This window comes from Cylindrospermopsis sp. CR12 (assembly GCF_001432185.1).
GTDB lineage: Bacteria > Cyanobacteriota > Cyanobacteriia > Cyanobacteriales > Nostocaceae > Raphidiopsis > Raphidiopsis raciborskii.
Genome location: NZ_LMVE01000106.1, coordinates 50,000 through 62,479, shown reverse-complemented (window position 1 = coordinate 62,479; position 12,480 = coordinate 50,000). Strand labels below are relative to the sequence as shown.

Annotated in this window: 11 protein-coding genes; 4 read left to right on the top strand and 7 right to left on the bottom strand. The window is 39.8% G+C overall.

From position 1 onward, the window contains the following. Positions 1–15 precede the first annotated feature (15 nt). Entirely contained in the window at positions 16–1,287 is a 1,272-nt protein-coding gene (locus ASL19_RS12010) for a dihydrolipoamide acetyltransferase family protein (protein WP_057178604.1), read from the bottom strand. Between the two features lie 212 nt (positions 1,288–1,499). Between ASL19_RS12010 and ASL19_RS12005 the strand changes: the two genes are divergently transcribed. Continuing rightward, on the top strand, positions 1,500–2,096 hold the full coding sequence (locus tag ASL19_RS12005) for a hypothetical protein (protein ID WP_082604691.1): 597 nt from the start codon (positions 1,500–1,502) through the stop codon (positions 2,094–2,096). Here the strand turns inward: ASL19_RS12005 and ASL19_RS12000 are convergent. From ASL19_RS12000 to ASL19_RS11975, 5 genes are all read right to left on the bottom strand, one after another. Further along, entirely contained in the window at positions 2,093–2,542 is a 450-nt protein-coding gene (locus tag ASL19_RS12000; RefSeq protein WP_006275857.1) for a YlqD family protein, read from the bottom strand. The genes ASL19_RS12005 and ASL19_RS12000 overlap by 4 nt on opposite strands. A 49-nt stretch (positions 2,543–2,591) precedes the next feature. Continuing rightward, the gene (locus ASL19_RS11995) at positions 2,592–4,610 is read right to left on the bottom strand and encodes a long-chain fatty acid--CoA ligase (protein ID WP_200959864.1); all 2,019 of its coding nucleotides are present in this window, start codon (positions 4,608–4,610) and stop codon (positions 2,592–2,594) included. A gap of 768 nt (positions 4,611–5,378) precedes the next feature. Continuing rightward, positions 5,379–7,541 carry a DNA helicase RecQ gene (gene recQ, locus ASL19_RS11985; protein ID WP_200959863.1) on the bottom strand — a complete coding sequence of 721 codons (2,163 nt, stop codon included), beginning with the start codon at positions 7,539–7,541 and terminating at the stop codon, positions 5,379–5,381. A gap of 105 nt (positions 7,542–7,646) precedes the next feature. Then, positions 7,647–8,216, bottom strand: coding sequence for a pentapeptide repeat-containing protein (locus ASL19_RS11980; RefSeq protein WP_057178526.1), 570 nt, complete (start codon positions 8,214–8,216; stop codon positions 7,647–7,649). A gap of 29 nt (positions 8,217–8,245) precedes the next feature. Beyond that, positions 8,246–9,373, bottom strand: coding sequence for an acyltransferase family protein (locus tag ASL19_RS11975; protein ID WP_057178525.1), 1,128 nt, complete (start codon positions 9,371–9,373; stop codon positions 8,246–8,248). Positions 9,374–9,517: 144 nt separating this feature from the next. Here ASL19_RS11975 and ASL19_RS11970 point away from each other — a divergent pair, with 144 nt between their 5' ends. Then, positions 9,518–9,979: a peroxiredoxin gene (locus ASL19_RS11970; protein WP_057178524.1), complete on the top strand. Its 462-nt coding sequence runs from the start codon at positions 9,518–9,520 to the stop codon at positions 9,977–9,979. 61 nt (positions 9,980–10,040) lie between these two features. Here ASL19_RS11970 and hpf read toward each other — a convergent pair whose 3' ends face one another. Further along, positions 10,041–10,667, bottom strand: coding sequence for a ribosome hibernation-promoting factor, HPF/YfiA family (gene hpf, locus ASL19_RS11965; protein ID WP_006275849.1), 627 nt, complete (start codon positions 10,665–10,667; stop codon positions 10,041–10,043). 269 nt (positions 10,668–10,936) lie between these two features. Here hpf and lipB point away from each other — a divergent pair, with 269 nt between their 5' ends. Continuing rightward, positions 10,937–11,611, top strand: a complete 675-nt coding sequence (gene lipB, locus ASL19_RS11960; RefSeq protein WP_057178523.1) for a lipoyl(octanoyl) transferase LipB — start codon at positions 10,937–10,939, stop codon at positions 11,609–11,611. A gap of 6 nt (positions 11,612–11,617) precedes the next feature. Beyond that, on the top strand, positions 11,618–12,415 hold the full coding sequence (locus tag ASL19_RS11955) for an RnfABCDGE type electron transport complex subunit D (RefSeq protein ID WP_057178522.1): 798 nt from the start codon (positions 11,618–11,620) through the stop codon (positions 12,413–12,415). Positions 12,416–12,480 lie beyond the last annotated feature (65 nt).

The window sequence follows — 12,480 nt, the reverse complement described above, 5'->3', positions numbered from 1 at the left end:
CTAAACTATTAAGAACTAAACTGTGAGAGATTGGGGATCGGTTTCAATCAACTTTGCCAAATCCTGGAGGAAAGCAGCTGCATGGGCACCGTAAATAATTCGGTGGTCACAGGTAATATTCACCTTCATTTGTTGTCTGAGAGCAAATGAACCATCTCCAGTAGCTACAACTTGGGAACGCCCAGCTCCAACTGCTAAAATGGCACCTTGTCCCGGTGGCAAAATCGCATCAAAGGTATCCACACCGAACATACCCAAATTAGAGATAGTAAATGTACCCGTGCTGTACTCCTCGGGTTGCAGTTGTTTAGCTCTAGCTCTATCTACTAAAGATTTCCAGTTCCGCGACAGGGAGTAAATATCTATTTGATCCGCATTCTGTAAAACCGGGGTAATTAAACCACCATCATCCATGGCCACAGCTACAGAAACATTAATCTGGGGGTGATGGACAATTCCTTGTTCTGAATAACTGGCATTAAGTAAAGGATGTTTTTGTAAGGTAACTGCTACAGCTTTAGCTAAAAGGGCTGTCATGGTTACGCCCTTGGATTTGATTTGCTTGTACAGCTTATCTAGACCATCAGTGGTAATGGTATAGCCAACATGAAATGTAGGTACAGATAGGCTGGACATCATGTTACGTACCACGGCATTCTGTAAAGTAGTTAATGGTACTACTTGACCAGAATTAACCACGGATGGTACTGATTTTGTTGGTATAGCTGGTGGGGTAGATGGAATAGTAGGAATGGTACTGATAACAGGGCTAGTGGGTTGTTTGCCCACAGCAGCTTCTATGTCTCCCGCAATGATTCGACCATAAGGACCACTACCTTGGAGATTATTTAAATCAACCTTGAGTTCCTTAGCCAGCTTACGAGCGCGAGGAGAAACCACTAACCTACCCTGTTGATGATTTGACCCGTTTTGGGAAACTGTTATAGGTACTGGAACCACAGATGCACTTACCGGTGCTACTGGGGAAGTGGGTGTCACCGCACTAGCTCCACCTCCAAGAATCTTAGCACTGGTAATTTCTTCTTGGGTTTCGGCCACATAAGCGATCGCTGCGCCAACGGGAGCAGTTTCACCAGCTTGAACGAGAATATGGGCTAGAAATCCTTCATAAAAAGACTCTACATCCATATCAGCCTTATCTGACTCAACAACCACCACTGTTTCACCTTTTTCCACTTTATCTCCTGGTGATTTGACCCAAGAGACTATTTTTCCTTCCGTCATGGTGGAACTTAGGGCTGGCATAAATACTTCATGAATGCTCATAATGGTGGCTTTAGAATCAATTTGGTAATTTTTTGAGTGGAATTTAACGTATGTTCCCAAATCAAATTGTAGCTCACCAAGGGAATTTTTCGCCAAACATTTAGGTCAGGGTGGAACTTAACTGGGACTTAACGGGAACTTAAACTTGGTGTGAAATATCCATATAGTAAATTGTATGGTGCAATGGGTGGTTCAATAATGGGAGATCCTAATTGACTTATAGTCGTGTTGGGCCACCCACTCTGATACAAGTTACTGTCTTCCGCTTTCTCACACACACAACCATGTTAGCAAGACTCAAGTTTTTTTTAATTTTTGCCCTAGGTACTTTCATTAGTACTGCTGGACTTTATTGGATTCAGCATCAACCTTCTATAAGGTTGACCCTATCCGCCCATGGACAGCCACAAATAATCCCTAAGCAAATAAATCCCGATGAAGCACGAATAAACTTGGAACGTTCTGATTACCACATAATTCCTTTAGAAACAGTAAATTCTCTTTTGATAGGAAGTGACCCTGCTACTATAGCTTTAAATATGATTGATGAAGGTAAAGATTCTCATAAAAAAATACAAGTGCAGGTAGTGTATCCCCAACCTAATCAGGCCTTGGTTACAATTATCAAACCCTCACCAGCTAAAAATAGCGTGGTCAACACCACTAAATATCGTGTTGAAATGAGTCGCTTTGGGCGATCGCTGTTAGTAAATTCACCACAAGTATGGGAGGTGATCTGGGCTGGATCCCAAAGAGATTGTTTTTCTCAGGATCTAACCCAGGATGATCTTAGTCAGGACTGTGATTAGACTTCACCACGAATCTCTTCAATCACACCATCACGAAGAACGATTTCAACCTGCATTTTACTAATCAGATTATCACCAGTTTTCACCTGGAAAAAACTTTCCATTTGAAACTGATTGACCTCCTGCTCCAAATCCAAATACTGTACTTGCTGAAGGTTTTGCAATAATTGGTTCTTCTGTTCCAACAACTCGCTTTTCTTCTGGTTAATTTGTAGTTGAACATTGTCGATTTGTTGTAGAGTTTGGGGACCGGGGGGTTGCAGACTCTGTTTTTGAATAACACTAATTGTTCTTTGTCCTTCCATGTCAAGTTGTTGCAACTGCTGATCTGTTTGGTTGATCTGTTCTTGCAATTGTTGTTGTACTTCCTCTTTCCATAGTGGAGTTACAATCACCTTCACGTTAACAACACGTTTGAGCATTAATTCCAGATTCGATAGTTCCATAAAGATTATAGGTTTACCCTAACTAGTTTGTAATTGTTTTTAATTAGACCTACTTGACAAACATGCTGTCAATAGTATCACCATACTTTTGTGCCACAACATGACGACGAATTTTCATGGTTTGGGTCATCATGCCATTTTCCATGGAAAAGGGTTCCGGGATTAGCTTAAAGGGCCCAATGCGGTCATCAACCCTATAACCTGGACGATTTTGCACCTCCCTATTTAATTCCTTCCGATATAAATCCTGAATTATTTTGTTCTCTAAGTCAATTTTTTGACCGATTTTTTGATCTTCATTTTCCGTGGAATCATCCTGAGTAGGTAAATTGATATTCTCAACTTCCGCCCATTTTTCCAAAGCATCCAGGTTAGGAACTATTAAAGCACCAAGACTGCGCTGATCTTGTCCTACCAGCATAATTTGGTCAATATAGGGCGATCGCAAGCAAGCATCTTCTATAGGTTGGGGTTCAATATTTTCACCATTGCTTAATACAATAGTATCCTTAGCTCTACCAGTTAGCACCAAGTCATTTTCAGGTGTTACCCAACCTAAATCACCGCTATTAAACCAACCATCATTGTCAATAACCTGTCTTGTAGCTTCCAAATTCTGATAATAGCCCTCCATCACCTGGGGACCTTTAAGTAGAACTAAGCCAATTTTCCCCGGAGGTAGAGGGTCTTTTGTTTCTGGGTGAACTATCTTCACCTGAGTTCCTGCTATTGGTTGTCCCGAGGATCCGCGTAAATTTCTCCAGATACGACGAGCATTAGTCACCGGTGAAGTTTCCGTCAATCCATAACCCTGTAAAATCTCCACCCCGATAATTTCAAAGAAGTTATCTATATGTCTAGGCAGTGCCCCACCTCCACTAATCACCTGCTTGATTTTTCCTCCTGTAGCTTCTCGCACTTTAGCATAAACTAACTTTTCCCCCAATATTTGTAATGGTGATAAGACTAATTGCTTAATTTTTGCTGCCCATCTTATCCATTCTGAAGCACCAATATGCTCTAAACTTAATCCCTGGGCAACACGTCGAGCAAAAATATATTCTTGACCCATTTTCAGCAAGAATTGAATTAGTTTTTGTTTTTTCACTGGTTGGCTACGGAACTGCTTTTGCACCCCTTCATAAATTGACTCCCACAGTCTGGGCACGGCAATCATAAAGTTAGGTCTAAACCTTTTTAGGTCTTCTTTAATCATTCTCAAATTTGTATATATTTGTGTACAACCTTGAGAAAGTAAAAAATATTCGCCACTGCGCTCATAACTGTGCCAGGTTGGTAAAATGCTTAAAGCCACATCACCAGGTTGGGGTTGAACTATAGTTCCCAGGGTTTGAACCTGATGTAATAAGTTGTTATGGGAAAGCATAACACCCTTGGGTTTACCCGTAGTTCCGGAAGTGTAAATCAAGGTTGCTAAAACATGACCAGAAATTGTGACAGGAGTCAAAGTATGATCATTAGCCAGATTTAACAGCTGAGTAAAATTCATCACCGAATAGGTTTCTATAATAGGCAAGGTATTCCACTCAGGCATATCCGTTTCATCAGAAAGTAAAATGACCAGCTTAATTGGTAGCTCAGCCAAATCAGGTTCTAGCTTATTTAACGTTTTAACATCTTCAACTACCACAACCGTACTACCACTGTGGGAGATAATGTATAGTAATTCATTCTTTTCAGCTTGGGAGCTACGAACTGCATTCACTGCTCCAGCAGTCATAATACCTTGGTCTGCAATAAACCAACGGGGACTATTATCTGCTATGAGAGCAATGCGTGGGGGGTGGGGATCATCATCATTTTTGTTTACCCCCAAGACCTGTAAACCTATGGCAAAACGCTGGATTTGATCCCACAATTGGGAGTAGGTGATTTTGACCTCTGGTTTGCTATGGGGGTTATATAGAGCAGTGATATCGCGAAAATGTTGAGCTGCTAATGGCCATATTTCTGGTAAGGAATGGATACCAGAATAACTAGTCAAATCTTGTATTGCCTTTTTTTCTCGATCTGTAAAGGTAGATAAAAAAGGAGGCTGAAGTTGCATAATTGACAAATGGTATACAGAAATAGTTTATGATGGCATATTATATAATAGTGGGGTAGTGGTTTTTGGGTGGAAATCTAAACTAATCAAGGAGGTGATTAATAATAGTTATAATTGGGGGGCTATTAGCCAGTATTGTTAGTGCTGTTATTTGCTTGATTTTACCCAAATTTTTATCTTTGTTCTCATCTGGAAAAAATAATCATCTTGAGAGGGATAGAAACCACAGTGGAATCACGAGTTTTCCTTATTGTACAGTTTATAAATTAACAGGTAGTCAATGGTGCAAGTTTAGTCCCCAGTTTTGTGAGCGATGTTCTTCTTACCGGGAACATGAGAAACTGAAAAATTCATGGAAGTAGTGACACAAAAACTCGTAAATCCTTCAATTAGGGACATTCCAACCTACATAGCTCAAATCATTTAATTTACTTATAGGTCATAAAAGAAATTTAAAACTAAATGGTTGGTCTAATCTTAGAATTATGGTTGATGATTAAATAATGTCTAAATTTTAGGCAAATCGAGGCAATAAAGACCAAATTAAGGGGGAATCATCTATGAGTCTAATGGATGTCGTCACTTTTACGTTATTCAACGCAGTTGCTTGCATGGTTTTGCCTAAACTGATCTCAATTGTGTTTCCCATTCATAAGAACAGAATAGAGAGCAAACCAAAACCCCCAAATCCCATACTGCAAGGGAAGCAGTACAAGAGATGGCTTTTCCTACTCCAACAGTAGTTTTTAAAAACTGTGGCTTAAAACCCTATTTAGGGGATAGATTTTTAGGATTTTCCCTTCGCCATCTAGCTCTGACTAGGCGTATCTCATTATAGCTATAACTCTCACCCAAATAATCTCGAATGGGGGTTAAATTAATGTCACCCAAAACATCTATGACCTGCCAAATTTTCTTTTGTCTATCCAAAGGTATTAACAAATTCAAATCAACAGGTTGTTTTTTTTCTATCAGGTCTGACAGATGACGAATAATGGTGGCAGTTTTCATATTCCGTTTTTGGGCAATTTGTTCAATAGTGAATCCTTGCTGGTGCAATTCCAAGGTAGTTGATTCTGTATTAGTTATTAGATCATCATCACTCTTTTTTGGTGGTTGCCAACTTTGTTCTTGAATATAGGATTGAATAACTGCCAAAAACCTTTCTCCATATTGGTTGACCTTATAACTAACCACCCCAGAAATTTGTCCTAACTCTTCTAGAGTTCTGGGTTTGATTTGAGCCATTAGTCGTAAGGTCGAATCTTGAAAAATAATATAGGGAGCTAAACCCAGTTCGTCAGCAATTTGTTTTCGTAGCTGTCTGAGTTCATTCATCAGAGCTTCTATATCTAAAGCCTTAGTATTAACAGCGACCAAATCAGCCTTTTGATATACGGGAGCAGCAATTGAAACTTGTCGTTGTTTTCGCATCACCTCCCAACTTAAAGCATTTAATTTTAACACCGAATAGCCATCATTAGTTTGTTCCAATAACCCTTGGTGCAACAAAGATCTGCATAACATTTTCCATTCATCTGCTGTTTTATCTTTCCCGATACCATAGGTAGAAAGTTGATCATGTTTATGCAAAGAAATTTTTTGATTTTTCGTCCCTCTTAACACATCAATAATATAATTCATACCATATTTTTCCTGACATCGTGCTACACAAGATAAAAACTTCATTGCTTCCACAGTCCAATCTTGCAAGGGTTTGGGATAACGGCAATTATCACAATTAGCACAACTACCAGGAAATCTTTCCCCAAAATACCCCAATTGAATTGTGCGTCTACAGTCCGTTCCTTCAGCATAATCTATCACTTGTCTTAACTGCTGTTTAGCAATCAGCTGTTCTTGGGGATCGGTTTTCTTACCTATACTCCATTCAATGGTTTTCACATCACCAAAACTAAAAAATAAGGTGCATCGAGAGGGTTCCCCGTCTCTTCCAGCGCGACCTGACTCCTGATAATAACTTTCTAAATTTCTGGGCAAGTCACAGTGAATGACAAACCGTACATCAGGTTTATTAATACCCATGCCAAAGGCAATAGTTGCCACCATAATTCGCACATCATCACGGATAAATCGAGTTTGGTTTTTGGCTCTTTCGTGATCAACTAAACCTGCATGATAGGGTAAAGCAGCAATTTGACTATTCTGTAGTTTTAAGGTTAGTTCATCTACGTTCTTACGGGTTAGACAGTAAATAATTCCCGAACCCTCATTTTCTTTAATAATTTCTAATATTTCCCCATAGGAATTTCTATTTTTAGGCCGCACTTCATAGTACAGGTTCTGTCGGTTAAAACTAGCAATGTGAACCGCTGGTTGTTTCAATCCCAACTGTTGGATGATATCAGCTCTCACTCTATCGGTAGCAGTTGCGGTTAGAGCTATGGTGGGAACATGAGAAAATCGCTTCCTCAACAAGATTAATTGTCTATATTCTGGACGAAAATCATGACCCCACTCAGAAACACAATGGGCTTCATCAATAACAAAGTTAGCCAGGCCAAATTTTTCTTTAACCACATCTAAAATGGGCAAAAATCTCTCGCTGACTAATCTTTCTGGAGCTACATATAATAATTTCACCTTACCATTCATGATCGCTTCTTCCCGAGAGCGAACTTGATAAGTAGTGAGACTGCTATTAATAAGAGTGGCAGAAATATTATTATTTCTTAGTGCTTCCACCTGATCTTGCATTAATGCTATCAGGGGAGATACTACAACTGTTAAACCTGGTTTCAAAAGAGCTGGTAATTGGAAACATAGGGATTTTCCACCTCCCGTGGGCATAACTACCATTAAATCACGGTTTTCTAGTGCATCTTCTATAATTTGTCTTTGTCCGGGACGAAATTGGTCATAACCAAAGTATTTTTTTAATTCTTTTTCTAAATCGGGATACTGCATCATGGTCAGTAACTAGGGGTAGATCAATCTAATCTTTAGCAATGACAATATCATTTGATTTAATCACTGCATAAGCTTCCGTACCTATATATTATACCGAGTGCAGGACTAACTGTGAAGACTACCATCTGGCATAATCGCACCGGTTAAAAAAGTTTCACTCATATCAGTAGCACTTAAATTTGCCATAGACAAATTAACTCCACACATGTTGGCTTCACTTAAATCCGCACCGGTTAGATCCGCTCCTTGTAGGTCAGCTTTCCACATCCGCACACCGCCCATTTTTGCGCCATTCAATTTGGCGCTTTGTAAGTTGGCAGCTGTGATTGATGCTTGATGTAAATCAGCATCACACAAATTGGCATCTACTAGTAATGCTCCACTAAGATCGGACTCATTTAAATGAGCATTGATTAGTATAGCCTGTGTCAAATCAGCTCCGCACAAAATTACTTCCGATAAATGGGCATTTTCTAGTTTTGCACCTCGCAGATTGGCTTGGCTTAAATTCGCTCCACTCAGGGAAATTCCCGTCATATCGGACCAACTTAGATCTGCTCTAGCAAAGTCAATACCACCTAAATTAACCCCCCTGAGATTGACTGCTCGCAAGCAAATACCATTGAAGTTTCTTTCTCCCCTAGCGTATCTATTTAGTAGTTCTTTCACTTCCATGGTTATACCTCCACTTTATTCCGTATTCCCTATACTTTGATAAACCAACGTTGTCGATACATGAAAAATGCTAGACCGTACCACAATGATAGGGTAGCAAGTGCAAATAAAAATGAGCCGTTGGTATTACCTACCCAGGAAGCAAACAGATTGCGGTAAATCCAATTGTATACGCTTATGGCATTATCTCCTTCACCAATTTTCAATTTTACGGTGACTTTAATGAGAAAAACTGATGCAACAAACAGGGCGATCGCATTTAGTCCAATGATTTCAAATCCTTTACTCCAACGTTTAATTTTTCTCACCTCTATTAGATCGTAACACGCTGCCAAAAAAACTAACCCCCAACCAGTACTAAACAAAACGTAGGAACTTGTCCAGAGTTTTTTATTAATGGGAAATAGACCATCCCAAATCATACCCACGACTAAACTACATAGTCCCCACAGGACTAAATCCATACTAGTATGGGAGTTAATGGTGCTTTTTCTTATCCATTGTCCGGCAAAATACCCAAAGAGAACATTGACTATTGCGGGAATGGTACTAAACAACCCTTCTGGATCACCCCTGAAGTTAAACCCATCTCCTGCATATAAATGGGGTTTAGCAATAATTAATCTATCAATAAACGCCCCGAAATTTCCCTCTTGGGTGAGCATACCCGCACCATAATCAGGAACAGGAATATACATCATGGTCAACCAATAAAATATCAGCAGTATTCCTGCTAATGCCCATTGAGTTTTTTCTGGTAATTTTAAAACTATTAAAGAAGCAAACAAGTAGGCTAAACCAATTCTTTGCAATACCCCCATCACTCGTAAACTTTGTAAATCAAAACTGCCAACGCCTTGATTCCAAAAACCGTTTAGTAGCAGTCCTAAAGTAAATAGTATTACTGCACGACGGCACAAATTGAAATAAACCAAGTTATCTAACTTACTCTCCAAACTATATTTAGATAGGGAGAAGCTCATAGCCACCCCAACAATAAATAAAAAAAAGGGAAAAACCAAGTCCGTTGGCGTACAACCGTTCCATGGTGCATGGGAAAGAAAAGGATAGACGTCTGGTACAACACCTGCCATATTAGCAATAATCATCATTGCAATTGTCAAGCCACGAAAAACATCTAAAGAGATTAGACGCATAGAGATTATATTATTTTGGGGTTGGCTGCTGTTCGACCTACCAAGATTGTTAAGGTCTGGGTAGACATTAATGAGCGGTTAGAAACCGGGAAGATTATGAAGATTATATTGTAGAATTTTAATCAGTCTAGTTAACTTTTAAATATGTCCATCAAAATCGGGGATTCTGCACCAGAATTTAGTCTAACTTCTCAAAATGGCTCTACCATCAGCTTGAGAGATTTTCGCGGCAAAAAGGTGGTCGTCCTCTATTTTTACCCTAAGGACGACACCCCCGGTTGCACTGCGGAATCTTGCGCCTTCCGAGACCAATATGAAGTATTTAAAACTGCTGGCGCGGAGGTCATCGGTATCAGTGGTGACTCTAGGGAGTCTCACCAAAGATTCGCAACCAAATACAATTTGCCTTTTACCCTATTGAGCGATCCAGGCGATCAAGTTAGAAAACAATACGGAGCAACCACTGCTTTTGGTTTCATACCTGGTCGGGTAACCTATATCATCGATCAAAATGGCATTGTGCAATATGTGTTTGACTCTATGCTAAACTTTAACGGTCACGTTCAAGAAAGCCTGAAAAAACTCCAACAGCTTTCTTCCATATAACAATAATATTGATTGGTGATGGGTGAATTATTTACCCTATCACCAGTCTCCACAATTCTCCCTAGTGCACTACTTTAGACTTTTCAGAAGTGCTAGCGGTTTTACCGTTGGTGTGTCCATTTCCGTTACGGGGTTGAATTACCCCATATCCACCATGATTACGTTCATAGATCACATTGATTTCTCCACTCTCCGCATTGCGGAACATGTAAAAATCATGTCCCACCAACTGTAACTGTTCCTGCGCCTGGGCCAGAGTCATAGGTGGCATAGAAAAATACTTGGTTCTTACTACCTCACCAGGTAGTTCAGGAGTTCGACCAGCTATTAAATCGGTCACTGGTTCAGGAACTAATGCTTCATTTGTGGGTATGGGCTGGGTTTTATGCTCTTGCCTTCTCTCTTTATACTTACGCAACTGACGTGCTATTTTATCCGCTACCAAATCTATACTCGCATATAGACTCTCACTGCTCTCTTCCGCTCTAATCACACTACCATTAGCGTAAATTGTTACTTCTGCTGCTTGCTTGGTACTAATTCTAGGATTGCGAGCAACACTTAGGTGTATATCTACCTGATTTGTGATGTTTTGAAAGTGACTAACTGCTTTTTCAATTTTTTGATGTACATACTCACGTATTGCATCGGTGATTTCAATATTTTTGCCGTGGATGACAAGGTTCATGTAAACTCTCCCGCTAAACTTGTTTATTTTCTTAAATCGTGGAGATCTAAAATTACGCTCCCACATATAAGAGACGCTGATTGCCGATTATTCCTCCCAACATCTTTGAGGTTATATATTCTATATGTTTAGGTTAACACCTTTTCTGTAAGAAAGTTACTTCGTTGACTTTACTTTAAAATACTTTGCATTACTTGACATTTTTTTGTCCTGACTGCTGGTAAATAGAGCGATCGCCCTATAAAGGTCTATATAGTCTATATTTAGTCATGAATGATAATTCGCCAATCTCCCCACATCGTTGTTTATTGTATAATGAGGGATTAAAACCATACTTTGATGTTCTTGTATGGCAAAGACAGTTACTCCAGGAGCGGATTGAGAATAGTGATTTAGAGGATGTAATTATTCTGGTAGAACACCCTCCAGTCTACACCTTGGGACAGGGTGCAGATCCTAACTTTCTCAAATTTGATCTTGACAAAAGTGAGTATAACGTGCATCGAGTAGAAAGAGGTGGGGAAGTGACCTACCACTGTCCAGGACAACTGGTAGGGTATCCGATTTTAAACTTGCGTCGTTATAGTCAAGACCTACATTGGTACTTGCGCCAACTGGAGCAAGTATTAATTGATGTTTTAGCCAGTTATGGTTTAGTAGGGGAAAGGATCTCCGGTTTAACGGGTGTTTGGGTAGAAGGCAAAAAAGTTGCTGCTATAGGGATTAAAGTCAGTCGTTGGGTAACTATGCACGGGTTTGCTTTAAATGTTTGTCCTGACATGACAGGTTTTGAAAAGATTGTACCTTGTGGGATTAAAGATAAAAAGGTTGGCAGTTTAGCTGAGTGGATTCCCGATATTGACTGTTTAGCAGTACGTCCCCGGGTAGCTGAGTGTTTTGCCAAGGTTTTTGGGGTAAAATTGCAGGATGTGAAGATTTGTTAGATCACCATGCTGCAAGATGTTCGAGACTACCAAATTCTGTTTCTCGGTCTATTCCTAATTTTAGGAATTAGCACAAGAGATTGGACCTTCCATCCACAATTCATTTTAGTTTCTCTAGTCACTTGCTTATTGACCCAATGGATATTATCTTCCATCATTTTACCAACAACAAAGATCAATATCCGCAGTCCCCTAATTACCTCCCTGGGAATTAGTTTATTGCTGAGATCTGACCAGTGGACAACAATAGTTTTAGCTGCTACAACAGCAATAGGTAGCAAATTTGTTTTTCAAGTCCGTGATAAACACTTCTTTAATCCCGCCAATTTCGGTATTGTTACTGCCCTATCTCTCACCTCTGATGCATGGGTATCTCCTGGTCAGTGGGGGGAAGAGTGGTGGTATGGTCTGTTGTTTGTGGGAGGTGGAAGTATGATTTTAAACAAGGTTGGTCGTTGGGATACAACAGCAGCTTTTTTGGGCGTATATTCCCTATTGGAAGCTCTTCGTAATCTTTGGTTAGGTTGGACCTGGGATGTTTATTTACATCGGTTGGCCAGTGGATCTTTATTACTATTTGCTTTGTTCATGGTCACCGATCCTCGCTCTATACCTAATACTACTACTGGACGCATCCTTTGGTCTGCATTGATTGCCCTAGTGACTTTTGTTTTGCGTAATTATTTTTACCTTCCCACGGCAGTCTTTTGGGCTTTGTTTAGTCTAGCGCCCTTGACCATGGTCGTTGATGTGCTTTGGTTTAGTCCTCAGTTCTCTTGGTCAGGTATTGGGGATAAAAAATAGAACGTTTTGTACTAGTCCAATTCCCCATCTAATTAGCAACTACCAAAAATATGAACAAGACTTGT